Origin of the sequence: Flavobacterium sp. 3HN19-14 (genome assembly GCF_051373205.1) — a bacterium.
Classification (GTDB): domain Bacteria; phylum Bacteroidota; class Bacteroidia; order Flavobacteriales; family Flavobacteriaceae; genus Flavobacterium.
Window position 1 is genome coordinate 1,928,882 of sequence record NZ_JBPPZT010000001.1, and the last position, 26,291, is coordinate 1,955,172.

Genomic DNA, 26,291 nt, shown 5'->3' on the forward strand with positions numbered 1-26,291 from the left:
AATGGTGTCTTTGCTTTGCTTCGGCAAGGTGAAGGCACAAACCGACGAGCAACTCCAGCAATTGGGTAATCTCATCAATGACGCGATTTTTTTTACTGATCAATACATTACGCCGGCTACAGATGCGGCAGTTTATCAGGCGGCATCAGGCTGGATTGCGACTCCGAAAGAAGCAAAAAGATGGGATTTCACACTTGGGCTTCACATGAATACATTTTTTGTGCCGAAGTCTGACCGTTCGTTTCATATTTCTAACAGTGATCTGTCGTTCTTTACAATTGATGGCGCGACCGAAGCAGAAACGCCAACAGCCCTCGGGAATGCCAATTACGCAACATTGACGGGAACTTTAGGCGATGATCCGGTGACTTTGAAAACACCAGAAGGTATTGACAGGGAAAATATTATTTATCCGTCTTTGCAGGGTGCTTTAGGAATTGGATTTGGTGTTGAGGTTATTGGAAAGTTTTCACCAAAAATTACGCTGAAACACGTCGAATACCAGGTTATGGATTGGGCGTGAAATACAATTTCAGTCATTATATAAAGCCATTGGAAAAAAAGAAAATCCATCTTTCTGTTATGTTTGCCTATTCAAAAGAAGATGTGACAGTTGAGTTTCTTGATGTGGAAACTTCTTATGGCAATTTAGGATTAAACGGATTGAACAGCAAAATCAATACCTTACAATTACAGGGTAATGCCTCAAAAGAATTTGGAAAATTTGAATTGGCGGGCGGATTGATTTTCAACAGAAGTGAATTCGAATACACAGTTGAGGGCCGAAAGGAGAAATTGAAAATATAATTCCGCTTCATCAAGTACTAAACCAACGCCTCGAATCCATTTACAAAACCAAATACAATACCATCGGCGAAGTTTCAGGAAGATATGATTTCGGGAAGATTTACCTTCAGGGAATTGTTGCTTTTGGTAAGTTCGTCAATACGAATATTGCACTTCAATATGAATTTTAAAAATAAAACCATACAAATATGAAAGTTACTATAGTCGGCGCCGGAAACGTAGGCGCTTCATGTGCAGATGCAATTTCCTACCGTGGTATCGCGAGTGAAGTTGTATTATTAGATATCAAAGAAGGATTTGCGGAAGGAAAAGCGATGGACATCATGCAATGTGCCACCAATACAGGCTTCAATACGCAGCTTTCGGGCGTAACCAATGATTACAGCAAAACTGCCAACAGCGACGTTGTGGTCATCACATCGGGAATTCCGAGAAAACCGGGAATGACACGCGAAGAATTGATTGGCATCAATGCCGGAATCGTGAAATCTGTGGCTGAAAATGTATTGACACATTCTCCAAACGCCATTATAGTGGTGGTTTCAAACCCAATGGATACGATGACTTACCTCACTTTAAAAGCGACCGGAATTCCGAAAAACCGCATCATCGGCATGGGTGGTGCTTTAGACAGTTCGCGTTTCCGTTACTATCTTTCAAAAGCATTGAATACGCCTGCCAACGATATTTCGGCAATGGTTATTGGCGGTCACGGCGATACGACGATGATTCCGTTGACACGTCTGGCTTCTTATAATGGTATTCCGGTTTCAGAATTCCTTTCTCAAGAGCAATTGGATAAAGTTGCGGCTGATACAATGGTTGGTGGTGCGACACTTACAGGGCTTTTGGGAACATCGGCTTGGTATGCGCCGGGCGCTTCAGTAGCTTATCTTGTAGACAGCATCCTGAACAACCAAAGAAAGATGATTGCGTGCTCTGTTTTCCTTGAAGGCGAATACGGTCAGCAAGATATTTGCATCGGTGTGCCATGTATAATAGGTAAGAATGGAATCGAGCAGATTCTCGATATCAGCCTGAATGACGCCGAAAAAGCATTATTTGCCAAAAGTGCCGATGCTGTAAGAAACATGAACGCTGATTTGAAGTCAGTTTTAGCATAATATTTATGCAAATACATAATAAGACTGCATTTTTTGCAGTCTTTTTTTTGAGATTAATCAGAAATTAATTGGTTAATCTTTCGGTTAATTATATATTTGCTCGGTTTAAAAAATCACTAACTCACTAAGATGTTGATTTATATTTAAATAAGTATAAATTTTCGTCTTTTTTGAGAATTACAATAAAGAATACACAAGAAAAATTAATTAATTTTAGTAATAATGCAGAATAGAGGACTCGTTAAATTTTTTGCAATTTTGTTTGCATTGGTAAGTATTTACCAACTTTCATTCACTTTTGTTGCCGACCATGTTGAAAGTAACGCTAAAGCTTATGCCAAAGGCGATTCAGAAAAAGAAAAAAAATACCTTGATTCCATCGGAAAAGAAGATGTGTTTTTAAATTTCTTTACTTACAATGAAGTTAAAGGAAGAAAGATCAATAAAGGTCTTGACTTAGAAGGCGGAATCAACGTAATCCTCCAGATTTCAGTAAAAGATATCCTTAAAGGATTGTCGAATAACTCAAAAAATCCTGCTTTCAACAAAGCATTGAACGATGCTACCGCGAATCAGGAAGGTAATGAGGATTATATCGACGCGTTCTTCAGGAATTTCTACGCCAATAACGGCGGTACGGTTTTGGGCTCACCAGATATTTTTGGTAATCAGCAATTGCGTGATGAGATCAACTTCCGCATGAGCGATAAAGATGTTGAGAAAATCATCAGAAAGAAAGTAGACGAGTCTGTTGCCAGTGCTTTTGAAGTATTGAGAAAACGTATCGACCAATTTGGTGTTACACAACCCAACATCCAGAAAATCGGACAGTCAGGAAGAATCCTTGTGGAGCTTCCGGGTGCAAAAGATGTTGACCGTATTAAAGATATCCTTTCTAAAACGGCTCAGTTAGAATTCTGGGAAACTTTCACAGGCCAGGAAATCGGTCAGTTTTTAGTAAGTGCCAACGAAGCATTGAAGAAAACCGAAGTTAAAACTGAAACTGCTGCCGCTGCAAAACCAGAAGATTCACTTAAAAATTTACTGACAACTGAAGACAATGCCGCTGGTGCTAAGAAAATCTTGGTCCAATCATCGACAAAATAGTTTCTCCCGGAATGGGCGGAGCTGTGTTGGGTGTTTTCAATGCAAAGGACAGTGCACTTATCGGTGGTTACTTGAGAAGACCGGATATCAGGGCTTTGTTGGCACCAAACCAGCGTTTTGCAAAATTCTGCTGGGGTAAGATTGTAAAATCTGTTGATGAAAAAACCAAAAAAGAAACCGAAACAGTTGAATTATATGCTTTAAAAGGCAATAAAGACGATGTTGCTCCACTAAGCGGCGGTGTTGTTACTGATGCTGTTGACGCATTTGACCCAATGGGTAAACCATCTGTAAGCATGCAGATGAACGGTGCAGGTTCAAGAAAATGGGAAGAAATGACCGGTAAGGCTTACACCGATAAAGGTTATATCGCCATTGCACTTGATAACGTTATTTATTCAGCTCCGGGTGTATCGAAAGGTGCAATTGCAGGCGGGCGTTCTGAAATTACAGGAAATTTTGACGTAGCAGAATCTAAAGATTTAGCGAACGTTTTAAGAGCAGGTAAATTACCGGCTTCAGCAGATATCATCCAGTCAGAAGTGGTTGGCCGATCTTTAGGCCAGGAAGCGATTGACCACGGTATCACATCTTCTATTGTCGGACTTCTATTAGTTTGCGTTTGGATGATCGTTTATTACGGAAAAGCGGGTATTTATGCTAACGTAGCGCTTGCAGTGAACTTATTGTTCCTTTTTGGTTTCATGGTAAGTTTCGGATTCGTATTGACTTTACCTGGTATCGCCGGTATCGTTTTGACAATGGGTACAGCGGTAGATGCGAACATCATTATCTATGAAAGGGCGAAAGAGGAATTGCGTGCCGGGAAAACACTCGAAGATGCCATCACAACTTCATTCGGTTGGAAAGGTGCAATGCGTTCTATCATCGATGCGAACGTAACCCACATCTTGACAGGTATCGTATTGGTGGTATTGGGTTCAGGGCCAATCAAAGGTTTCGCTGTTACTTTATTAATTGGTATTGTTACGTCGTTGTTTACATCAATCTTCATCACAAGAATCCTTTTGGATTGGAGTGTTGCAAGAAAAAACAACCTTACATTTGTTACTTCAATTTCTAAAAACTGGTTCACGAACTTCCACTTTGATTTCCTTAAAATCAAAAAATGGACGTATATTTTCTCAGGTACTGTTGTAATCGTAAGTATTATTTCGTTATCAACAAATGGCGTTAACTATGGAACAGATTTCCTTGGAGGAAGAACTTTCCAGGTGCGTTTCGATAAAGCGTTGCCTGCTGAAGAAGTAGCGGCAGAATTGAAAACTGTATTCGGAAGTGCCGAAGCAAAAGTTTTCGGAGAACCTACGCAACTTAAAATTACAACCAAATATGAAGTTGAGCAACACGGAACCGAAGCCGATCTTAAAGTAAACCACATGCTTTACGACGGATTGAAAAAACACTACGGTTAGGACATGACTTACGATAAATTCATCAACATCTACAGCGGTAAAAAACTGGGTGTGATGCAGGCAACAAAAGTTTGGCCATCTGTAGCTGCAGATATCAAAACCAACGCTTATTGGGCAGTTTTAGGTGCAATGGCGATTGTTTTCCTTTACCTTATGGTAAGTTTCAGAAAATGGCAGTACAGCCTTGGTGCGATTGCCGCTGTTGCGCATGACGTTATCTTCGTATTAGGGCTTTATTCTTTATTATGGAAAGTTATGCCATTCGGAATGGAAATCGACCAGCATTTCATCGCTGCAATCCTTACCGTAATTGGTTACTCGATGAATGATACCGTAATCGTATTTGACAGGGTGCGTGAGTTCCTTGGCGGAAAAGCAAAAGGTACTTTCAACCAGATCGTTAACCAGTCGATCAACTCTACTATGTCAAGAACCATCAATACATCATTAACGATGATTATGGTATTGTTGATCATGTTTATCTTTGGTGGTGAATCCATCCGTGGATTTATCTTCGCGATGCTTGTTGGTATCGTAGTAGGAACTTACTCGTCATTGTTCATCGCGACTCCGGTATTGTGTGATACTATTCCGGATGCTGAGCACAAAAGAATTGAAGAAGAGCACAACGCATAATCTTCATTGAAATATATTTAAAAGGCCCGATTTTGTCGGGTCTTTTTTTTGCTTTGTTTTGCAATAATGTGGCATAAATTCTGAAGAAAACTTTAAGAATTTTTACGGCGTTCCCGCAATACAACGTGTCGGAAAAATTTGTATTTTACCTTCAGGGAAGGGGAGGATGCATCCCTACAAAAAAATAAAATTTCTACAATACGGGAATGCCGTAAAAATTGTTAAAATTTCGGTATGAATCCAACTGATAATTTTCGCAAGTTTTTTAGAATATTGATTTGTTTGATGTATTTCAGAATAGGACAACATTCCAGCAAAGTAGAAATAACAATTCTTAGTGTAATTGTCATAAGTCCGCATTTTATAACAGGATTACCGATACTGCCGTTTAAAAGAACATCCTTTGTTGAAGGAAGTTGGTTTTCAGTTGGCGGAAAATTGCTGATACAAGACGGAACATCATCGCTGGACGACGGAAGACAATTTCGATGATAAGGACGACCGTTTCGACAACACGTACGACCGTTCTGATAAGACGGAAGATAGTTTCAATAAGACGGAAGACCATTCCGACAAGACGGAAGACCATTCCGACAAGACGGAAGACCGTTTCGACAAGACGGAAGACCATTCCGACCCATTTTTGGCACCTTCCCGAAGGTTTTTTAAAATATCCGGGAATAAAAAAGCCCGAAGAAAACTTCAGGCTTAATCAGATTTTCAGAAAATTATTTACAAAGCATTCGGATATTTCCTCGCTCTTGCTACAAACACAATTCCGATAATTATAAAAGGAATGCTGAGCCATTGTCCGTCAGAAAAAATGCCCAAAGTCGATTCCAACCAACCGTCCTGGCTTTCTTTGAGGAATTCTACGAAGAAACGCACCGACCATAATAAAATCATGAACAGACCGAACAAAAGTCCCGGTTTTAGTCTCGCATCGGTTCTCCAATACGCATAGAATAATATTAGAAAAACGAATATATAACAGAACGCTTCATACAATTGGGCGGGATGTCTTGCAGGCACCATTTGCAGGAAATTTGCGAATTTCGGATTTGTAGCAATGGCGTCGTAGGCTTCTTTCGGCGTTTTCATACCGGTAATCTTCATCGCTTCTGATTTACCAAATTGATCGTGCAGGAACCTGATGCCGAATTTTGAAGTAGTCATGTCTCCTAAAATTTCTGAGTTCATGAAATTGCCTAACCTTACGAATACCGCGCCACTTGCAACGGTAATGACAACCCTGTCGAGTACCCAAAGCAACGGTCTTTTCATTATTTTCCGGCTTACATAAACCATTGCGATAACAATTGCAACTGCTGCGCCGTGACTTGCCAATCCGCTGAAACCGGTGAATTCGAAAGTCGGTTTTGTCCTGAAAGGTAAGAATACACTTAGAATATCCTGGCTGAAAAGTTCAGGTTGATAAAATAGCACATGTCCTAAACGCGCGCCGATTAAAGTCGCAACTGCTGTCCAGATAAAAAGGCTGTCGAGTTTGTCAATTGGTTCGCCTTCGCGGTCGAATATTTTTTTCATGATGTACCAGCCGAGTCCGAAAGCCACGACGAACATCAAACTGTAATAACGAATCATGAAGAAGCCCAGATCTATTCCTTCTGACGGATTCCAGAGCATTTGTAAAGGATGTGTCATAATTTTGTGCGTATTTTTTGAAGTGTAAAAATATAGATTTACCGTTTAAACCCTCTAAAATTGAAGTTAATTTAATGTTTATGATAATGTCTTCTCGGCGGTACGGGATCGTAACCTTGTCCGCCCCACGGATTGCAGCTGATAATCCTTTTTGTTCCTAAATATAAGCCTTTAAAAAGTCCGTGTTCCTGAAGTGCCTGAATCATATAAGTCGAGCAAGTTGGTTCATAACGACAAGCAGATGGCAAAACAGGGGATAGCGCCACCTGATAAAACCTTACCAGTGCCACAAAAGGAAAAATCAATATTTTTTTGAGAGACATCAGCTTAGAAAGTAAAACTCGTGCCGTCTTTTCCGTCTTTGAGCTGAATGCCCAAAGCGGTCAACTGGTCGCGAATCTGGTCTGAAAGTGCAAAGTTCTTATTGCTGCGGGCTTCGTTGCGCATATCAATTAACATGTTTACCACACCTTCGAGTTTATCATTATTGCTTTCTGATTTTTCATTTTCAAGTCCGAGTATGTCGTATATGAATGCATTCATCAAACTTGTAAAATTTTCCAAATCTGCGGCGGTTAATGTGGCCGATTTCTCTTTCAATAAATTGATGAAACGCACGCCTTCAAACAAATTCGCAATTAAGATTGGCGTGTTAAAATCGTCATCCATTGCTTCATAGCAAGCATTTTTCCAGGTTTCGATATCCAAAGTCGAAGAATTTCCGGCTTCAATTGCCGCCAATCCGTCCATCGCTTCCATCAAACGATTAAATCCCTTTTCAGAAGCCAGCATCGCATCGTCAGAAAAATCAAGGATACTGCGGTAATGCGCCTGCATCATAAAGAATCGTGCCGCCGAAGCCGTAAATGGTTTGCTCAAAAATGGATTATCGCCGGTAAAAATCTCCCCGGGAAGAATATTATTTCCAGTAGATTTTGCCATTTTCTTGCCATTCAGTGTCAACATATTAGCGTGCATCCAATAATTCACCGGTGCTTGCCCGGTGCAGGCTTCATTCTGTGCAATCTCGCATTCGTGGTGCGGGAACTTCAAATCCATTCCACCGCCGTGAATATCAAAATGATTGCCGAGGTATTTCGTGCTCATCGCTGTACATTCCAAATGCCAGCCCGGAAATCCGTCGCTCCACGGCGAAGGCCAGCGCATGATATGTTCAGGTTCTGCCTTTTTCCAAAGCGCAAAATCCTGTGAATTGATTTTATCCGATTGCCCGTCTGTATCGCGCGTATTGGCCAGCATGTCTTCGATGTTGCGGCCGCTGAGTTGCCCGTAATGATGGTCTTCGTTGAATTTCACTACATCAAAGTACACAGAACCGTTCGATTCATACGCAAATCCGTTGTCAATAATCTTCTTTATGATTTCGATCTGCTCAATAATGTGTCCGGTTGCCGTCGGTTCGATACTTGGCGGTAGAAAGTTGAAGCGGTTCAGGATTTCATGAAAATCAACGGTATATCGCTGTACGATTTCCATCGGCTCCAATTGTTCTAAACGCGCTTTTTTCGCGATTTTATCTTCGCCTTCATCCACGTCATCCACGATATGCCCGACATCGGTAATATTCCGCACATAACGCACCTTATAATCCAGATGCCTGAAATAACGCAAAATCATATCAAACGACATAAAAGTGCGCACATTCCCGAGGTGCACATTGCTGTAAACCGTCGGCCCGCAAACATACATCCCAACATTTCCTTCGTGAATGGGGGTAAAAACTTCTTTTTCGCCTGAAAGCGAATTGTATATTTTAATCGTATGTTTTTTGTATAAAGGCATTTTTTTATTTTTTAGAAGCCAATCCCGCTATCCGCAGTAGTTTTTCGGCCGAACCCCGGCCAAAAAAGCTACTTGCTCCTATCGGGGCTAGGGCAGTCTGCTTTAAATTAAAATCTTGTTTCCATTTTGATGTAATCCAAAAATTCGCGTCTGGTTGTCTCGTCTTTGAATTTTCCACCGAATTCTGAAGTGACCGTACTGCTTTCAATATCGCGGATTCCCCTTGAATTCACGCACAAATGCTTCGCGTCAATCACGCACGCAACGTCTTCTGTATTCAGCACGCGCTGCATTTCCTGAACAATCTGCATCGTAAGGCGTTCCTGCACCTGCGGCCTTTTCGCATAATAATCGACAATGCGGTTCATCTTGGATAAACCTACGACTTTTCCGTTAGAAATGTAAGCGATATGTGCCCGGCCGATAATCGGCAGCAAATGATGTTCGCAGGTGGAGTAGAGGGTAATGTTCTTTTCGACGAGCATTTCGCCGTATTTGTAGTTGTTATCGAACGTTGATGCTTTTGGTTTTTTGCTGGGATTGAGTCCGCCAAAAATTTCCTTCACAAACATTTTCGCCACGCGGTTCGGCGTGCCTTTGAGGCTGTCGTCTGTCATATCCATCCCCAAAGTTTTCAGGATATTTTCGACATCCTTTTTAATAGATTCTATCTTTTGTTCGTCTGAAAGTTCGAAAGCGTCCTCGCGAATCGGGTTTGTGGCGCCTGAAGCGATGTGGTCATCGCCAATTTCGTCTGAAAAATCTTCGTTTTTATTCATAAATGCTATTGGCCTGTAGTGGCGATTTTTTTTCTCGCACAAAGATAATTAATAAAACGCAAAGAAATTCTATCGTTTTGCAAATAAAATAATCAGCTTGAATGCCCGAAAATAAAGGATTGACCTGATTTTTTTACAAAACGAAAAAAAAATCAAAAAACGATGAGGGTAAAAGCAATCTCAGCTGTTGTATGTTAAATAACATTTAACAGCTATTAAGTTAAAAAAGAATTTTGGGTTAAATGTTTATGATTTTTTTGTAAATTTCGCATCTTTAAAAATCCTCCGAAATGAAGTTAAAAAACTTACTTTTATTAATATTTGCACTGTTTTTAAGTACGCTGAATGCCAATACTTTACTGTTAAATGACAGTTTTGTAAAAGACAACAGTATTTTGTCTGCAGGTGCATTTTTACCTACCGCTACAGTAACGACAACGACCCGACTGTTTGCCAGAATGGGACTGCTGAAGTTACTTTTACCGGTTTTAACGGAACGGCACCGTATACTTTCACGTATCATATCAACAGTGGTCCAGGATATTACCGTTACTACTACCACGGGTGATAGTGTGACTGTTACTGTAGATACGTCTGTTGATGGTGTTTTTGACTTCAATTTGACCAATGTTGCTTTCGGAACAAATCCTGGAGACAGTCAGGCGCAAGCACAAACGGCAACCGTAACGGTTAAACCGCTTCCGACGGCTGCAGCTACAGGTAGTATTACTGTTTGCATTAATGCCTTGGCTTCGGAGGTTACTTTTACAGGTACAGGCGGACTCATTCCGTATACTTTTACTTATACCATTAATAATGGTTCGGAGATAACGGTTTCGACTGTTAATACCAATAGCGTTAATGTTTCAGTTCCGACAGGTACACCAGGGACTTTCGCTTATAAAATTGTAAAGATTTCAAGCGGCGGTACCTGCGAACAGGTTCAGTCCTCTACTGCTACCGTTAAGGTTTTCGGTATTCCAAGTGCCGCAGTTTCAGGAACTGCAACCGTTTGTATGAACGATGATAAGCCTAACATTACTTTTACAGGAACAGGCGGTGAGCCTCCTTATGCTTTTACTTATAACGTCAATAACAGTTCCGACCCAAACAATTACCACTTATCTTAATAGTGTCAATATTCCGGTAAGCACGAATGTTTCAGGAACTTTTACTTATAATCTTACGGGCGTTTCTTATGCCGGCGTGAGTGGTTGTTCGCAGGTACAGACAGGAAGCGCCGCCATTACTGTAAACAAGCTGCCAACGGCAACTGTTACACCTTCATCTAATACAGTATGTGTTGGTGCGCCAAATCCGACTGTTACATTTACCGGCGCAGACGGAACGGGCCTTACACTTTTACTTATAATGTCAATAATGGTCCAGGATCAAACTATTACTACAACAACAGGAGACTCCGTTACAGTTTCGGTACCTACAACGGTTGCCGGTGTTTTTAATTACAACCTGATTTCGGTTTCTTCGGGAACAGGTACTAGTGTCTGTGAACAACCGCAAGCGGGCGTTGCAACAGTATATGTTGGGGTTTATGCTGAAGTCAGTGCGCCGTTTACGGCAATATGCCCTGGTTATTCGGTAACGCTTAAGTTCAAGGGAACGCCGAACGCTGTTATCAATTTCACTTCTGCGCCAACTGTTGGAAGTTACAGTGTGACGCTTGACGCCAGCGGTCAGGCAACTTATACTCCTTTTGTCAGTGTTACAAATACCTTTACTTTGACCAATGGCTCAATTGCATCACCACTATGTTCGAACACGCTTTCGGATTCTGCAACGGTTTTGGTGAACAGTACTATTGCATGTACGCAAAATACAAAGGCTGAAATCGAGATAGAAGACCCAATTGCGGTTTGTACGCCTGGCGATTGTACACAGCTTACGGCCAGTTATTACAACCTCAGGGATACATCGGCATATCATGTTATCTCGACACCTTATCAGAATTTATATGATTACACAGGTGGTACAATTTTAAATGCGCCGTGTGATGACGCCTGGACAAAACCCTATACGATGCCATTTAATTTTTGTTTTTATGGCGTTACTTACAATCAGGTAAGGGTAGGAACTAATGGTGTAATTACATTTGATATTTCAGGTGCACAAACCTATGCAGGTGCTCCTAACCCAGTATGGCCCGATGCTTGTCCTGATCCGGAACTTCCTACAGGTTCGCCGCTTAAATATTGCCCTTATGCTCTAAATGGAACAATACCTAGTAGTACTTTTGTGATAAAAAACGGTGTTTTTGGTGTATATCAGGATACAGATATCCGTCCAGTTGGGAACGACGGTGGTGTAACAGATCCGTTGGTACAAAATGTAAACTATTATGTTCAGGGTATTGCGCCAAACAGGTATTTTGTTGCGAATTTCAATGAATTGCCTCAATATCGAGGTAGCCAAAGTGCATCTGCTGGCCTCCAGACAACACAAATCGTATTGCATGAAACAACCAATATCATTGAAGTTTATGTCAAAAGAAGAAAGCACTACCAACCTTGGCAGGGTGGTGTAGGGGTCATCGGTATTTTAGATGCTACCGGTTTAAAAGCGGTCACTCCTCCAGGAAGAAATACGGGTAACTGGGATGCGAACAACGAAGCATGGAGGTTTCTTCCGGCCGGTTAGTCAGGATTTGGTATCTGTTGAATGGAAAGACCAAAATGGTGTTGTAGTCAGTACTGAAAATTCAATTCAAGCCTGTCCTGCCGTTTCAACGCCTGCGAATTATACTGTTGAAGTATCTTATACAAAATGCGACAATACTATCGTCACTCCAAAGCCTTCTGATTCATTTTCAGTTAGCGTCGAACCGGCATTAGCTGTTTTAGATCCGAAACCTAGCGTATTCATGTGTACGAATGCTGCGCCATTTCATTTCAACATTAATCAGGATACCTATATTCTTAACGGGGCACCCGCTTCGAGTTATGAGATTCTTTATTATGAAGATGAGCAATCTGCTAAAGATTACGGCAGCAATGACATTTTTACAACATATGGCTCTATCAATGATTATGTAGTGGCTACAGCTGCAGCGTTGCCTAAAACGATATGGGTAAGGATTACTGATCTTGTATCCGGAACAAGTTGCGCCAATATTCGTTCATTTGTAATAGATGCGGCCCAGCCTGCAGGCTCTATATCTTATCCTGATGCTACTTATTATGTGGGCGGTCATCCGGTTCCGGTTATTGGTTCTACAGATTTGACAACGGGAGGTGTTTATAGTGCTGCTCCGGTCGATCCGACAGCAACTCCGCCACAGTCGATTACCATTGACCCTGTTACGGGTGAAGTTGATCTTACGCAAACCACACCGGGAGATTATATCATAACTTATACAGTTGCTGCTACGCCTGACTGCCCGCAATATGTCACTACTTCGACATCGCCGAGTCCTTTCCGGGTATTTAGGGATACTGCCTGTACAGTGAATGCTACGAATGATTTTGCCATTTGTCAGGGAACATCTTTCAACCTGACTGCGACCGTAAGTCCGGATGACAGCATGCCAACTTTTGAATGGTCTGGACCAGAAGGTTTTGCCTCAACGGCTCAAAATCCGATGAATGTGCCTTCGCCTTCTGTAGCCGGAACTTATACTTATACAGTTATTAAGAAAAATGACGGTATTGAATGTGCTACAGATTCGCTCACGCTAACAGTTTATGCGTTACCGTCAGTAGGATTTGTGACGCCATCGTCATCAATTTGCACCAATGCAAGTACAAATATTAATTTTTCAGGGACGGCTGACTCATTTGTAACTTTCAATGTTTCAGATACGAACGGAGCAAATAATAATGTAACAGTTCAGTTAGACGCGTCAGGAAATTATTCCTATCCGGCGACATTACAATATGATACGACTTATGAGCTTGTAAAAGTTGAAAGCAATACCGTGCCGGTTTGCAGTATACCTTTCCCTCCCGGAAACGATATCACGATTACAGTTGGTTTGCCTGATGCTACTGTTAGTATTACCAATCCTGTAATTTGTGCTTCGGATACTGCACATTTTGTCATCAGCGGAAATCCGGGCGCTACAGTTGATTACAACGGCGCAGCTACTGGTTCTGTGATTTTGGATGCAGCGGGTACGGCTCCGATAGATTTGACTGGTCTTTCCGGAACTGCAACTTTAAATTTGACAAATATTACGAGCAACAGCACGCCTTCGTGTTCAAAAGCGTTGAGCGTATCGGCTTCTGTGACGGTTAGCCCATTACCGGTTGTAAATACTTTCACGGCGGCGGTCAACCCGATATGCGCCGGAACGAGCCCTTCATTAACGATAAACGGAACACCTAATGCCACTGTTAATTATACCGACAGCGCAAATACGGTTTATCCGCCGGTATTGTTGGATGCATCAGGAAATGCTACGTTTACGACCCCTGCCTGCTCACAGACTTACACACTTGTCAATATAACCAGCAGCGGAACTGTTCAGTGTATCAATTCCTTATCGCAATCAATTACAATCGGTATTGTTGATTTACCAGTAATTGTCACGCAACCGGCAGCTCAAACTTCGGTTTGTCCGAACAGTCCTGCAATCTTCACTGTTGCAGCTACGGGAACTGATATTCATTACCAATGGTATGACAATAATAACCAACCTATTGCCGGTAACGATCAGAATACTTATACAATTGCAACCCCGTCTACCGCAGACATTGGTAACTACACTGTTGTAATAACCAACACTTGTGGTACGGTAACTTCACAGCCTTCAAGCCTGTTGGTTCCTGATCCGATTGCAATAACTACACAACCTCAGGGAAGTACGGTATGCGAGGATGATCAGATTACAATCTCTGCGACTGTTACCGGAGACGGACTTCACTTTCAATGGTTTAAAGATACTACTACACAATTGCCAGGAGAGACCAATTCTACCCTGATAATTAATCCGGCTACGTTGGCTGATGGGGCAACTTACTATCTGGAGGTAACTAATGACTGTAATGAAACTGTACTCTCTGATAACGCTGTGGTTGTGGTGAATGAAAAAATAGCTATTGACACACAGCCAACAGCTGTAACCTTGTGTGAGTTAGAACCTTTTACTTTAAGCGTTGTGGCTTCGGGCACGAATCCGACTTACCAATGGTACAGAGGCGGCGTGTTGATTTCGGGTGCTGTTAATGCAGATTATACAGTAAATTCCTCGCAAAATCTTCCTGATGATAATGATTATTATGTTATTGTAGGTGGAACTTGTGCGCCTCCTGTGACTTCAAATACTGTCCATGTAACTGTAAACAAGCAACCTGTTATTCTTACCCAACCAGTCGGTATGACAATTTGTGAAGGCGAAATGATTACGCTCAGCGTTACTGCAACCGGAACCAATCTTGTATACCAATGGCAACAAAATGGTGTCGACAAGCCAGGCGCTACATCAAGCACATTAACCATAGGAACATCTGTATTAAGTGATGCCGGAACTTACACATGTTTTGTAAGCAATAGTGTTTCTTCATGTCCGCCGGTGGTTTCTAATCCTGCTGTGGTTGTAGTAAATGTTGCTCCGGTAATTGTAACACAGCCTGTTTCGAGAATCATTTGTCTTGGCGATGGCTTTGACTTCACCGTTGGAGCAACAGGCAACAACCTTACTTATAGATGGTATTTCAATGGTGCGCCAATCATGACGACAGGCGGCGACCTTGCCAGTTATGGCAATACGACGTCACAGCTAACTGATAGTGGTAATTATTATGTTGTGGTAAGCAGTCCGTCTTGCCCTTCTGTAACATCTGCTACAGTTTATTTGATTGTCAATCCACTTCCGGAAGCAACGATTAAAGAAGGTCTTGAACAAAATATTTGTGAAGGCCAGGCCGCTGACGTGATTTTCACAGGAACGCCTAATGCTATTGTAACTTATACCATCAATGGTGGCGAAGAATTGACCATCATCCTTTCCCCATCAGGAAGCGCAATACTTCCTACAGGCGTATTGGAAACTTCTGCAACATATACATTGATCAGTGTTGCCACAAATGACACTCCGGTTTGTACCAAATCTTTAGTGGGTGAACCAAATACTGTAGCTACAATAAATGTTACGGAATTGCCTGATCCGAAACTTCCTCAGGATGGATATATATGTATTGCTCCGGATACCAATACTGTTACAAGGACTTTTAAATTAGACAGCGGTTATGCAAATGACGGTCAGTTTACATTTGAATGGTCTTTAGATGATGTAGTAATCCCGACTGAAACCTGTTGAAGCATAGTAGCTGATACTATTGGTATTTATAAAATTAAAATTACGAGTGTTCTTACGGGATGTACACGTTCTGCTACAGCTCCGATTGTCTCTTCAATCCAACCTATAAGGATTCTTTCTGCAGATGTAATCACAGGCTATTTCGATGATAATGCAACGGTTGTAGTTACTGTCGATCCTCCGGGTGAATATGAATATAGCCTTGATGACGGACCATATCAGGATAGCAATACCTTTACGGGTGTAAGAACATTAATTAACTTTGACGAAAGTGGCCATCATACGGTTCATGCACGTGATAAGAAAGCATGTCATAGCGTGCCAAAAGATCTTACAATTGTTGATTATCCGAAATATTTCACACCGAATGGCGATGGTTACCATGATACATGGAATATCACTACGTTGAAGAACCAACCGGATACTAAAATCTTCATTTTTGACCGTTTCGGTAAACTGTTGAAAGAAATCAGCTCAACCGGTACAGGCTGGGATGGAACTTTCAACGGTAAGCCAATGATCGCCGACGATTACTGGTTCCTGGTGAAATATTCTGAGCAAGGCATTACAAAAGAATTCAAAGCACACTTCGCTATTAAACGATAAACGCTGCAATAATCATAAACAAAAGAGCTTCTCATTTGAGAAGCTCTTTTTATAGTACAATAAGGTTTACAATTTATTATAAGCCGCAATCGCATCTTTAAGGATGGCGACACTTTTAATGAGGTCTTCTTTCTTCAACACATAAGCAATACGCACTTCATTCAATCCAACGCCAGGGTGGAATAAAATCCGGCAGCTGGTGCAACCATCACGGTCTCACCATTCAAATCATAAGATTCAAGAAGCCATTGCGCAAATTTATCGGCATTGTCAATCGGCAATTGTGCGATACAATAAAAGGCACCTTTCGGGCTTCCAACTTTCACGCCTTCGATTTTTTTCAATTCAGATATAAGCGTATCCCTTCTGTCTCTGTATTCGGTAATGACTTCATCAAAATAACTCTGAGGTGTTTCTAAGGCAGCTTCGCTGGCAATCTGGGCAAATGTAGGCGGACTCAATCTTGCCTGCGCGAATTTCATCGCAGTAGCCATAACTTCTTTATTCTTTGAAACTATGCAACCGATTCTGGCGCCACACATACTATATCTTTTAGAAACAGAATCAATCATGATGGCATTTTCTTCAAGTCCGGGAATGTTCATTACCGAATAATGAATGTCACCATCATAAGTGAATTCGCGGTAAACTTCATCAGCAATAAGGAATAAATCGTGTTTTTTTACCAAAGCTGCCAGTTGCTCCATTTCTTCTTTTGAATATAAATATCCTGTTGGATTTCCCGGATTACAAATCAGGATTGCCTTGGTTTTTGGCGTAATCAATTTTTCAAAATCAGCAACGGGAGGTAAAGCAAAACCGGTATCAATAGTTGAAATCACAGGCACAACTTTTACGCCGGACGCAGTTGAAAATCCGTTATAGTTAGCATAAAAAGGCTCCGGGATAATGATTTCGTCATCAGCATCCATAGTACTTCCCATCGCAAAAAGCAAAGCTTCAGAACCTCCTGTTGTAATGATAATATCAGCAACATCAATCGGAAGTCCGTGGTTTTTGTAATACTGCGAAAGCTTCACGCGATAACTTTCAAAACCGGCAGAATGACTGTATTCCAAAACCTTGATGTCAAGATTTTTGATGGAATTCATCGCAACTTCAGGCGTTTTGATATCAGGCTGGCCGATATTCAGGTGGTATACTTTATTTCCTTTTTTCTTTGCGATATCTGCATACGGAACCAGTTTCCTTATTGGCGATTCCGGCATCTGTTTTCCTTTATTTGAAATTTTCGGCATGTTTTTCTTTTTTAAGTGTCACAAAATTGCAACTTTTTTCATAGAGCGCCAAATCTTTTAAAATTTCAACTTTCAATATCAGTATCAATTTCAAAATCAATTGTAAAAATTATATAGTGAAAGAGATTTGAAATTTAATACTGATTTTTGATATTGAACTTGCCATTGCTATTGCTATGAATTTCATTGAGAATTTGTCATTATATCAGCATTATTTTATAATTTTAATAAAAATTTGCAATGAAAACCTTTCTGTTGACAGTATGTTTGATATTTTGCTGAACCTGCATATCAGCGCAGGATGCATTTATATTTACATCTAATAAAAAAAAGGTTGCAATTCCATTCGAACTGGTCAATAACCTGATTATTTTTCCCATTGAGGTAAATGGCATCAAGCTGAATTTTCTGTTGGATACTGGCGTAGAAGAAACAATTTTGTTCAGCCTCAGGGAAAATGACGAAGTCCAGTTATACAATACCGAAAGAATTATGCTGAGGGGTTTGGGTACACAGGATGCTGTCGAAGGCCTGAAATCCAAGAAAAATACCTTATCACTTCACGGGCTTGAATGCAAGAATCAGGAAATATTGGTAATTCTTGACGAAACATTTAATTTTTCCTCCAGTCTTGGTGTAGTTGTTAACGGCATTATCGGTTACCATTTTTTTGAGAATAATTTTGTGAAAATTGATTATATCAGGAAGAAGTTATACGTGTACAACCCGCGAAAACTAGATAAAGAAAAAATCATCAACGGTTACAAATCATATCCGATTACAATCGAAAAATGCAAACCCTATATCAGTTCAGAAGTCGGAATGAACGAACAGCCAATTCCGGCAAAACTATTACTTGATACCGGAAACAGTGATGCGGTTTGGCTTTTTCAAAACAGGAGCAGTGCAATTGCTGTGCCTGAAAAAAACTTCGAGGATTTTCTCGGCCGTGGTTTTAGCGGAGATATCTTCGGAAAAAAAGCCCGTATCTATAATTTTGCAATCAGCAATTTTGAGTTTGAAAAGCCTTTGGTTGCATTTCCTGACACGCTTTCCATAAAAAATGTAAAAATGGTTGATAAACGACTTGGTTCTATCGGAGGTGAAATTTTCAGGAGATTTTCGGTCGTATTCGATTACAAAGAGAAGCAACTGTACCTGCGTAAAAATAAGGATTTTGACGATCCATTTCATTATAACATGAGCGGAATCGTGCTGCATCATGCCGGATTGCAATGGGTGCAAGCCGAAAGGATTGACAATAATTCGAGTGCCAATACCGTGAAAATCGATTTTGGATCTGCGCCGCTTGAGATGAAGTATAAATTTGAATTAAAGCCGGTTTATGAAATCGTATCGGTCAGGAAAAATTCTCCTGCCGATAAAATCGGACTCAAAAGCGGTGATGTCCTGATTGCTATCAATGGTGTTCAAAGTTATAAATATTCCTTGCAGGACATCAACGAAATACTCAAATCTGAAGCCGGCCGTAACATCGTGCTCGAAGTAGATCGGAAAAGTACTGTCATCAAATACAAATTCAGGCTTGAGAACATATTGTGAGTGTTTGGTAAACTTTAAACATTAAGCTTTAAATTTTAAACCTTTAATGTTACCTTTGCCCGACAACAACACAACAAGATTTATGAGTTCCGACAACAGCAAAAGATATGCACTTCGCGGTGTTTCTGCATCCAAAGAAGACGTTCATAATGCTATAAAAAACATCGATAAAGGACTGTTTCCGAAAGCTTTCTGCAAAATAATCCCCGATTTCCTTACTAACGACGACAACCATTGCCTCATCATGCATGCCGACGGTGCAGGTACAAAGTCGTCTTTGGCTTATATGTACTGGAAAGAAACCGGTGATATTGCTGTCTGGAAAGGCATAGCACAAGATGCCTTAATCATGAATATTGACGACTTGCTGTGTGTGGGTGCGACGGATAATATTTTGCTTTCATCTACAATTGGAAGGAATAAGAACCTCATTCCGGCAGAAGTGATTTCGGCCATCATCAACGGAACTGAAGAGTTGATTGCGGAATTGAAAAACTTCGGTGTCACGATACATTCAACGGGCGGTGAGACTGCCGATGTAGGCGATGTTGTGCGTACTATTATTGTAGATTCTACCGTAACGGCAAGGATGAAAAGAGCCGATGTGATTGATAATGCCAATATTCAGGCCGGCGATGTGATTGTTGGTCTGGCCTCGTTCGGTCAGGCTGAGTATGAGAAAGATTATAATGGCGGTATGGGCAGCAATGGGTTAACGTCTGCACGTCATGATGTTTTTGAAAAGTACCTTGCGGAAAAGTATCCGGGAAAGTTTCGATGCTGCGGTTCCTGCTGAATTGGTTTATTCCGGACAAATAAAGCTTACTGATAAAGTTGAAGATGCTCCGATTGATGCCGGAAAACTCGTGCTTTCACCAACGCGTACTTACGCACCAATCATCAAAAAAATACTCGAAAAATACAATTCTGAAACCATACACGGAATGGTGCATTGCAGTGGTGGCGCGCAGACCAAAATTCTTCATTTTATTGATAATCTTCACGTTATAAAAGACGATTTATTTCCGGTTCCACCTTTGTTTAAGCTGATCAGGAGCAGTCAAAAACCGATTGGAAGGAAATGTACCAGGCTTTCAATTGCGGCCATCGCATGGAATTATATATTCCTGAAAGTGCTGCAGAAGACGTCATCAATATTTCGAAATCATTTGGTGTGGATGCGAAAATTGTGGGCAGGGTGGAAGCTTCTGCAACTAAACAGCTTACGATTGAATCCGAATACGGAACTTTTGAATATTAGCACAAGATTTAATTAAATGCGTCAGCATCAAATAATAGCCTAATAAGACAAATTTCGTCCTTTTAGGTTGAGAATTAAACCATTGAGCATGAAAATTCAACCTCAGAGGCTGGAAATTGAACCTTTAAGGTTGAATTTTGAATGTCAAAGGGAGAAAATTCGACCTTTTTGCATGAATTTTGAGCCTTCAAGGCTGAAATTTAAAGGTTGGATTTATGATACTTAACCGACTGCCATTCGGTTGAGGTCATTTCAAATTTGGTTTCCTTACCATACATCCCGGCTTTTCTCCAACCAGATTTTTCGTAGAAAATTTCTGCTCTTGTTCCCGGAGCGGTGCCGAGCCAAACATAATCCTGTTTTGAAAAATACCAATCGAGCATCATGTCGTGGAGTTTTCTGCCAATGCCTTTCTTTTCAAAATCGGGATGCAGGAATAATGCCCAGATGTTGCTGTCGACTAAATCTGCGATAGCAAATCCGACGATTGTCTTGTCAATCTCGCAAACCCAGCCTCTGCCTCTTTCGAACATAAAAATTTCGCAGTCTTTATCGGTCACCAAATCCGGGTTGGATAGTGGGTTTTCTGTGACGGAATTCCTTACGATTTGAATTTGCCTTATATCATCTATAGTTGCTTCCCTGAAAATCATCCTATTCATTTTAACGTACAAAAATAATTTTTTCCTGATAAGAATTAAAAAATAATACGGTTTGCATTAAGAAGCGGATTCTGTACCTTCGCTAAAAACATGAATTTCGACTTTAACCAGAATCTCATTCTAGAAGATGATTACGTTCAACTGAGACCTTTACAACGAAGCGATTTGGATAATTTATTGCACTTTTCAATAAATGAACCTGATATCTGGAAGTATTCACTTGTTCGTGCCAACGGAAAAGAAAACCTTGAAAATTATATCGACATTGCTATTAAAGCACGCAATAATCATACGGAATTCCCTTTCATCATTTATGATAAAAAACAACAAAAGTATGCCGGGAGCACTAGGTTTTACGACATACAGTTTCCATTCAAGACCTTACAATTAGGTTACACCTGGTATGGCGGAGACTTTCAGGGAACAGGATTAAACAAACATTGTAAAATGCTTTTATTGACGTATGCTTTTGAAACACTGGGAATGGAACGCGTTGAATTTCGTGCCGATAATAACAATGCCAGGAGCATTGCGGCGATGAAAAGCATTGGATGCAAAGTAGATGGGATCCTCCGCAATAACATGCCTACTTATGAAGGGAAGGCGCGACAGCATTGTATTAAGTATTCTCAGAAACGAGTGGGAGGAAAGTGCTAAAGAAAATCTACAAAATAAATTATAAAACAAAGGCCTCAACATTTCTGCTGAGGCCTTTGCACTAATTAACCAAACCAATTTATCTTCCTATCACAAGTTTGTGAGTTTCTGTGTAATTGTCTGAATCGAGTTTCAGGATGTAGACACCGGCTGCGATGTTACCCATGTTGAATTGATTCATTGATGTGTTGGTGCTGAAAGTTTTTACAATTTTCCCTGAACCGACTTCGACGATTGAAGCTGTCGTTTCAGAGTCATGTGCATTTGATAATGACACATTGATGATTCCATTAGACGGATTTGGGTAAATTGTACTTTTAGTTTTTATTGCAATATTTTCAACGCCAAGTTCAGTTTGCGCTTCTGAAGCTCCGATATCTCTTCTTGAACCAAAAATAGATTGGTCATTCTGGTCATTAAAGTTATCGTTCGGGTCGCCAGCATTGTAAGCAGGACTATTTAAGAGCAATGCGTGCGTAAATGTTAAGCCTCCGTTCGCTGCTAATTCTCCAAAAAGTGGATTTAAAGCAGTAACTGTACCCTCTATGTCACCGGTTTGTGCGGTGAAAACATTTGCAGTGTCGTGACCAATCAGGTTGTATCCATTTGAAGTATAAGAACCTGTGTTGTTTGAAGATCAATTCCGGTTGTTGCTGCATTGGTAGCAACAATAGTGTTTTTCAACACAACTGAAGAGGAATTATTGGCTATTCCACCGCCATTTGCTGTCGCTGCATTATCTGCAATTGTTGAAGCATTTACGTCTAAAGCTGCATTATTGTAGATTCCACCACCATCATTCAAAGATGAATTTCCGGAAATTGTTGTCAATAAAACAACTACAGTTCCGTTTTTCACGTGAATACCGCCGCCGTTTCCTAAAGTTCCATCAGCAGTATTATTTGAGACTGTTGAATTGCTTAACGAAAGGCTTCCACCATTATTGAAAATTCCTCCACCGCCGTGTGTTGCATTCCGGAACCACTTGCAGTATTCGAGTCGATTGTACTTGTTGTTACTGTCATCGTACTTCCGGTCTGGTTCCATAAGCCACCGCCTTCGCGACGCGCATCGTTTCCTGTGATTGTTGTCGCTGTAATAGTAGCCGTTACAACACCTGTTAAGTGCAATCCACCACCATTACCCGGATTTGGAGTTCCGGCAGTTCCGTCAACGTCATTATTAATCAAATCAGAATCGGTCATGGTAAATACACCGGCTACAATTTCAACGCCACCACCTGCACGATTAGCTGAATTGCCATCGAAAACAGTGTTTGTAACTGTGACAGTTCCCGCCAGACTGAAAAGTCCGCCACCGCTGCCGCTTGTTCCTGTCGCGTTGTTATTCGAAATTATAGAATCATTGATATTAAGTGTTCCTGCAGTATTGAAAACACCGGCTCCGCCATCATCAGCTGCGGAACCACTCGAAGTATTTCCGTTAATTTCTACATCTGTAATGGTCATTGTTCCTGAGCCATTCCATAAACCACCACCTTCTAAAGTTGCAGTATTGTTGTTGACTGTACCGCCTGTGATTGTAGCACTTCCTGCACCTGTGATGTGCAATCCACCTCCATTACCCGGAGGCTACGTGAGACGGAATTTCCATTTAAAGTCACATCGGTAAGGATGATGGTGCTTGTGCCTGAATTATCTTCAATTCCACCACCAGCTCTAACAGCTGTATTACCTGAAATTACTGAATTGGTTACGGTCAACTGCGAACCTACATCATTCAAAATTCCGCCACCGCTGCCTAAAGTTCCTGTGGCATCGTTATCAGTAATAGTCGCATTTGTAATACTTAAAGTACCGCTGTTAAGATTGTAAATTCCGCCGCCGCCCTGATCTGCCCCGGCTCCGGCTGCGCTATTTCCGGAAATTGTTGTTCCGGTAACGGTCATTGTTCCGGTACCGTTCCATAGTCCGCCGCCTTCTGATGAAGCGGTATTGTTGTTAACGGTTCCGCCTGTAATTGTTGCACTTCCGCCACCGGTGATATGCAATCCGCCACCATTACCCGGAACTGCCCTGATACAGAATTTCCATTTAAGCTTACGTTAGCTAAAACAATCGTGCCTGAACCAGAATTGTCTTCGATTCCTCCACCGGCGCGAACAGCTGTGTTGCTGCTGATTTCTGTGTCTGTGACTGAAAGATGTGAACCAACATCATTTAAGATTCCACCGCCGCTGCCTAAAGTTCCGTTAGCAATATTATTGCTGATTACAGCCGTTTCAATGGTTAGAGTCCCTCCGTTGAGGTTGTAAATTCCGCCACCGCCTTGATCTGCTGCAATTCCTGAAGCTGTGTTGCCTGAGATAGTAGTTCCGGTAATCAACATTGTTCCTGTGCCGTTCCATAGCCCGCCACCTTCTGAAGAAGCTGTGTTATTGTTTACGGTTCCGTCAATGATTGTCGCACTTCCACCACCAGTGATATGTAATCCGCCGCCATTACCCGGAATGTCGCGATACGGAATTTCCATTGAGGTTTACATTATCCAAAATGATTGTACTTGTACCTGAATTATCTTCAATTCCGCCACCGGCACGAATCGCCGTGTTTCCAGTGATAGAAGTGTCAGTAACAGAAAGTTGTCCGCCGGCATCGTTTAAAATTCCGCCGCCGCTTCCTGCAGTTCCGTTTGAAACGTTATTAGAGATTGAGGAATTTAATACTACAAGCGTTCCGGCATTGAAATTGTAAATTCCGCCACCACCTTGATTGGCAGCTGCACCTGAAGTCGTATTTCCTGAAATCGTTGTACCATCAACCGTCATCGTTCCGGTTCCATTCCATAATCCACCGCCTTGATTTCCTGCTGAATTTGTATTGACAGTTCCGCCATTAATTTGGGCAGTTCCGGCGCCGGTGATGTGCAATCCGCCACCATTTCCCGGACTTGTAAAAGTTGTATTTGCGTTGAGATTCACACCTGTTAATGTAACAAAACCTGCATTATTTTCAATTCCGCCTCCGGCTCTGTTTGATGTGTTCCCTGTGATGAATGTATTGGAAACCGTTAATGTCGCGCCGACATCGTTTAAGATTCCACCACCACTTCCTGAAGTTCCATTCGCATCGTTGTCGGCAATATTGGCGTTGCTGATGATAAGTGTTCCGCCATTAAGATTGTACAATCCACCGCCACCATTGTCTGATGCGGCACCTGATGCATTGTTGCCAATGATAGTTGTTCCGTTTACGGTCATCGTACCTGTGCCATTCCACAAACCGCCACCTTCTGCGGCAGCATTGTTTTGGTTGACCGTTCCGCCGGTAATTGTGGCAGTTCCGTTGCCGGTTATGTGCAATCCGCCACCATTTCCGGGAGCAGCTGTTGCTGGTGCTGTTCCTGCATTGTTGTTGTTGAGGCTGACGTTTGTAAGGGAAGTAGATGTTCCGTCAACTGCTTCAATACCACCACCAGCACGGTTCGCGGTATTATTTGTAATCGTACAATTTAATGCACTTAACGAAGCACCAGTTCCAATGTAAAGCGCGCCGCCACTTCCGGATGTGCCGTTGGCAACGTTTCCAAGCAATGAAACATTTGTGAGTGTTAAAGAGGCATTTGATACATAGACAGCGCCACCGTTATCAGCGGTTCCATTTGTTAGAATTAAATCTGTGAAGGAGACTGATCCATCAGTAACAAGGAAAATTCTGCCGTTGTCGCTGCCATCTATCACGGTAGTTCCAATGCCATTTCCAATAAGCGTTAATGATTTGTCAATCGTAATCTGACCATTTGTAAGCGTTACGCTATTGACACCAGGAGCAAAAAGAATGAGTTGTCCGGTTACCGCCGCGGAAATTTGGCTTCTTAATGAACCAGCTGAACCGTCATCGAGGCCCATGGTTACCAATTGTGCGTTTGCAGCCAACGTTCCCGAGAGGAAGGCGATCAAGCAAACAATTTTTTGAATCGTAGAGTTTCTTTTCATAATTAATTTCGGTTTTAAGAAAGGTTTATTGAAGTGTGTACGTTAAAGTTACCTTTAAGGTTCGTTAACAAACGTTAATTAAAAGCCAATTAAATTATTGAAAATCAGATAAATGGTAATTGTGTAACATAATAGTGTAATTGTACAAGGAATGAAATTGTTGATTTCAAATTTGAAAAAGATTTGGATGGTTTATCTTTGTCAAAAATCCAATTTAAATGAAAATAACGCCAAAATTCGGAATCGACCAATTGGTTTTCGGAATGCAACAGGAAAATGTCACCGCGATTTATGGAATGCCTGATAAAATATATAAGGATGAAGAAGAAAACCTTGTTGCTCTATATAATTCAAAAAAACTGAGACTTACTTTTTATATGGAAGAAGGTTTCAGGTTAGGATATCTGATAGGTTCAAATGATAATCTGGAAATCTTTGGACAGAAGATTATCGGAATGGAAATTGGCAAAGCCAAAGCAATGCTGATAGAAAACGGCCTTAAAAAATGGACGTTAGAAGCTTTCGACAGTTATGAAAATTATTTCAATGAAGACAACTGGATCATCCTTCAGACTGAGTTTGGAGAAGTAACGAAGTTTGAAATCGGTGCTATTATCAACGATAAAGACGAATTTGACTGGAAGTTTAAAAAATAAAAAAAGGCACGAAATAATCTTCGTGCCTTTTTCAATATTAC

General features: G+C 41.2%; 20 protein-coding genes and 4 pseudogenes. 11 read left to right on the forward strand and 13 right to left on the reverse strand.

Annotated features, from left to right (window positions below; translation table 11 throughout):
• Position 1: 1 nt before the first annotated feature.
• The 3 genes and pseudogenes from ACSLFW_RS10330 (at position 2) to secDF (ending at position 5,110) form a co-directional block, all read left to right on the forward strand.
• Positions 2-807, forward strand: a pseudogene (locus tag ACSLFW_RS10330) (DUF6588 family protein).
• Between the two features lie 188 nt (positions 808-995).
• The gene (mdh, locus tag ACSLFW_RS10335) at positions 996-1,931 is read left to right on the forward strand and encodes a malate dehydrogenase (protein ID WP_436555674.1); all 936 of its coding nucleotides are present in this window, start codon (positions 996-998) and stop codon (positions 1,929-1,931) included.
• 222 nt (positions 1,932-2,153) lie between these two features.
• Positions 2,154-5,110 (forward strand): annotated as a pseudogene (gene secDF / locus ACSLFW_RS10340) (protein translocase subunit SecDF).
• A gap of 388 nt (positions 5,111-5,498) precedes the next feature.
• Here the strand turns inward: secDF and ACSLFW_RS10345 are convergent.
• From ACSLFW_RS10345 to folE, 5 genes are all read right to left on the reverse strand, one after another.
• A complete protein-coding gene (locus tag ACSLFW_RS10345; protein WP_436555675.1) occupies positions 5,499-5,741 on the reverse strand; it encodes a hypothetical protein in 243 nt (80 codons plus the stop codon).
• Positions 5,742-5,842: 101 nt separating this feature from the next.
• A complete protein-coding gene (lgt, locus tag ACSLFW_RS10350) occupies positions 5,843-6,775 on the reverse strand; it encodes a prolipoprotein diacylglyceryl transferase (protein ID WP_436555676.1) in 933 nt (310 codons plus the stop codon).
• Positions 6,776-6,846: 71 nt separating this feature from the next.
• On the reverse strand, positions 6,847-7,098 hold the full coding sequence (gene yidD, locus ACSLFW_RS10355) for a membrane protein insertion efficiency factor YidD (RefSeq protein ID WP_436555677.1): 252 nt from the start codon (positions 7,096-7,098) through the stop codon (positions 6,847-6,849).
• Between the two features lie 4 nt (positions 7,099-7,102).
• Entirely contained in the window at positions 7,103-8,578 is a 1,476-nt protein-coding gene (gene cysS, locus ACSLFW_RS10360) for a cysteine--tRNA ligase (protein ID WP_436555678.1), read from the reverse strand.
• A 107-nt stretch (positions 8,579-8,685) separates the two neighbouring features.
• Positions 8,686-9,357, reverse strand: coding sequence for a GTP cyclohydrolase I FolE (gene folE / locus ACSLFW_RS10365; protein ID WP_436555679.1), 672 nt, complete (start codon positions 9,355-9,357; stop codon positions 8,686-8,688).
• A 290-nt stretch (positions 9,358-9,647) separates the two neighbouring features.
• Here folE and ACSLFW_RS10370 point away from each other — a divergent pair, with 290 nt between their 5' ends.
• The 4 genes from ACSLFW_RS10370 (at position 9,648) to ACSLFW_RS10385 (ending at position 16,237) form a co-directional block, all read left to right on the forward strand.
• Complete coding sequence (locus ACSLFW_RS10370) at positions 9,648-10,487, forward strand: hypothetical protein (RefSeq protein WP_436555680.1); 840 nt, start codon at positions 9,648-9,650, stop codon at positions 10,485-10,487.
• Positions 10,417-12,012, forward strand: a complete 1,596-nt coding sequence (locus ACSLFW_RS10375; protein ID WP_436555681.1) for a hypothetical protein — start codon at positions 10,417-10,419, stop codon at positions 12,010-12,012. Before ACSLFW_RS10370 ends, ACSLFW_RS10375 begins: the two co-directional genes overlap by 71 nt.
• Positions 11,972-15,631, forward strand: coding sequence for an immunoglobulin domain-containing protein (locus tag ACSLFW_RS10380; protein ID WP_436555682.1), 3,660 nt, complete (start codon positions 11,972-11,974; stop codon positions 15,629-15,631). Before ACSLFW_RS10375 ends, ACSLFW_RS10380 begins: the two co-directional genes overlap by 41 nt.
• 318 nt (positions 15,632-15,949) lie before the next feature.
• On the forward strand, positions 15,950-16,237 hold the full coding sequence (locus ACSLFW_RS10385) for a T9SS type B sorting domain-containing protein (RefSeq protein ID WP_436555683.1): 288 nt from the start codon (positions 15,950-15,952) through the stop codon (positions 16,235-16,237).
• Between the two features lie 66 nt (positions 16,238-16,303).
• Here the strand turns inward: ACSLFW_RS10385 and ACSLFW_RS10390 are convergent.
• A pseudogene (locus tag ACSLFW_RS10390) lies at positions 16,304-17,496 on the reverse strand (pyridoxal phosphate-dependent aminotransferase).
• A 288-nt stretch (positions 17,497-17,784) separates the two neighbouring features.
• On the opposite strand from ACSLFW_RS10390, the gene ACSLFW_RS10395 reads away from it, so the two are divergent.
• Both ACSLFW_RS10395 and ACSLFW_RS10400 read left to right on the forward strand, forming a co-directional pair.
• Positions 17,785-19,059, forward strand: a complete 1,275-nt coding sequence (locus tag ACSLFW_RS10395; RefSeq protein WP_436557427.1) for a PDZ domain-containing protein — start codon at positions 17,785-17,787, stop codon at positions 19,057-19,059.
• An 82-nt stretch (positions 19,060-19,141) separates the two neighbouring features.
• Positions 19,142-20,320, forward strand: a pseudogene (locus ACSLFW_RS10400) (AIR synthase related protein).
• Positions 20,321-20,520: 200 nt separating this feature from the next.
• Here the strand turns inward: ACSLFW_RS10400 and ACSLFW_RS10405 are convergent.
• Entirely contained in the window at positions 20,521-20,973 is a 453-nt protein-coding gene (locus ACSLFW_RS10405) for a GNAT family N-acetyltransferase (RefSeq protein ID WP_436555684.1), read from the reverse strand.
• Positions 20,974-21,072: 99 nt separating this feature from the next.
• On the opposite strand from ACSLFW_RS10405, the gene ACSLFW_RS10410 reads away from it, so the two are divergent.
• A complete protein-coding gene (locus tag ACSLFW_RS10410) occupies positions 21,073-21,639 on the forward strand; it encodes a GNAT family N-acetyltransferase (protein WP_436555685.1) in 567 nt (188 codons plus the stop codon).
• A 79-nt stretch (positions 21,640-21,718) separates the two neighbouring features.
• Here the strand turns inward: ACSLFW_RS10410 and ACSLFW_RS10415 are convergent, their stop codons facing one another.
• The 6 genes from ACSLFW_RS10415 to ACSLFW_RS10440 form a co-directional block, all read right to left on the reverse strand.
• Positions 21,719-22,234, reverse strand: a complete 516-nt coding sequence (locus ACSLFW_RS10415; RefSeq protein WP_436557428.1) for a T9SS type A sorting domain-containing protein — start codon at positions 22,232-22,234, stop codon at positions 21,719-21,721.
• A complete protein-coding gene (locus ACSLFW_RS10420; RefSeq protein WP_436557429.1) occupies positions 22,231-22,497 on the reverse strand; it encodes a hypothetical protein in 267 nt (88 codons plus the stop codon). The genes ACSLFW_RS10415 and ACSLFW_RS10420 overlap by 4 nt, the downstream gene beginning before the upstream one ends.
• Positions 22,498-22,559: 62 nt before the next feature.
• Complete coding sequence (locus tag ACSLFW_RS10425; protein ID WP_436555686.1) at positions 22,560-23,210, reverse strand: hypothetical protein; 651 nt, start codon at positions 23,208-23,210, stop codon at positions 22,560-22,562.
• Positions 23,141-23,548 carry a right-handed parallel beta-helix repeat-containing protein gene (locus ACSLFW_RS10430; RefSeq protein ID WP_436555687.1) on the reverse strand — a complete coding sequence of 136 codons (408 nt, stop codon included), beginning with the start codon at positions 23,546-23,548 and terminating at the stop codon, positions 23,141-23,143. Before ACSLFW_RS10430 ends, ACSLFW_RS10425 begins: the two co-directional genes overlap by 70 nt.
• Positions 23,545-24,132: a hypothetical protein gene (locus ACSLFW_RS10435; RefSeq protein ID WP_436555688.1), complete on the reverse strand. Its 588-nt coding sequence runs from the start codon at positions 24,130-24,132 to the stop codon at positions 23,545-23,547. Before ACSLFW_RS10435 ends, ACSLFW_RS10430 begins: the two co-directional genes overlap by 4 nt.
• Positions 24,101-25,558, reverse strand: a complete 1,458-nt coding sequence (locus ACSLFW_RS10440; protein ID WP_436555689.1) for a beta strand repeat-containing protein — start codon at positions 25,556-25,558, stop codon at positions 24,101-24,103. Before ACSLFW_RS10440 ends, ACSLFW_RS10435 begins: the two co-directional genes overlap by 32 nt.
• Before the next feature lie 254 nt (positions 25,559-25,812).
• Here ACSLFW_RS10440 and ACSLFW_RS10445 point away from each other — a divergent pair, with 254 nt between their 5' ends.
• Complete coding sequence (locus tag ACSLFW_RS10445; protein ID WP_436555690.1) at positions 25,813-26,250, forward strand: hypothetical protein; 438 nt, start codon at positions 25,813-25,815, stop codon at positions 26,248-26,250.
• Positions 26,251-26,291: the final 41 nt, after the last annotated feature.

What these genes read in the sequence shown, in the direction of transcription:
- mdh (WP_436555674.1), top strand. Translation starts at nt 996, where the DNA reads ATGAAAGTTACTATAGTCGGCGCCGGAAACGTAGGCGCTTCATGTGCA.
- ACSLFW_RS10345 (WP_436555675.1), bottom strand. Translation starts at nt 5,741, where the DNA reads ATGGTCTTCCGTCTTGTCGAAACGGTCTTCCGTCTTGTCGGAATGGTC.
- lgt (WP_436555676.1), bottom strand. Translation starts at nt 6,775, where the DNA reads ATGACACATCCTTTACAAATGCTCTGGAATCCGTCAGAAGGAATAGAT.
- yidD (WP_436555677.1), bottom strand. Translation starts at nt 7,098, where the DNA reads ATGTCTCTCAAAAAAATATTGATTTTTCCTTTTGTGGCACTGGTAAGG.
- cysS (WP_436555678.1), bottom strand. Translation starts at nt 8,578, where the DNA reads ATGCCTTTATACAAAAAACATACGATTAAAATATACAATTCGCTTTCA.
- folE (WP_436555679.1), bottom strand. Translation starts at nt 9,357, where the DNA reads ATGAATAAAAACGAAGATTTTTCAGACGAAATTGGCGATGACCACATC.
- ACSLFW_RS10370 (WP_436555680.1), top strand. Translation starts at nt 9,648, where the DNA reads ATGAAGTTAAAAAACTTACTTTTATTAATATTTGCACTGTTTTTAAGT.
- ACSLFW_RS10380 (WP_436555682.1), top strand. Translation starts at nt 11,972, where the DNA reads ATGCGAACAACGAAGCATGGAGGTTTCTTCCGGCCGGTTAGTCAGGAT.
- ACSLFW_RS10405 (WP_436555684.1), bottom strand. Translation starts at nt 20,973, where the DNA reads ATGATTTTCAGGGAAGCAACTATAGATGATATAAGGCAAATTCAAATC.
- ACSLFW_RS10410 (WP_436555685.1), top strand. Translation starts at nt 21,073, where the DNA reads ATGAATTTCGACTTTAACCAGAATCTCATTCTAGAAGATGATTACGTT.
- ACSLFW_RS10430 (WP_436555687.1), bottom strand. Translation starts at nt 23,548, where the DNA reads ATGACCGTTACCGGAACAACAATTTCCGGAAATAGCGCAGCCGGAGCC.
- ACSLFW_RS10435 (WP_436555688.1), bottom strand. Translation starts at nt 24,132, where the DNA reads ATGGAAATTCCGTATCGCGACATTCCGGGTAATGGCGGCGGATTACAT.
- ACSLFW_RS10445 (WP_436555690.1), top strand. Translation starts at nt 25,813, where the DNA reads ATGAAAATAACGCCAAAATTCGGAATCGACCAATTGGTTTTCGGAATG.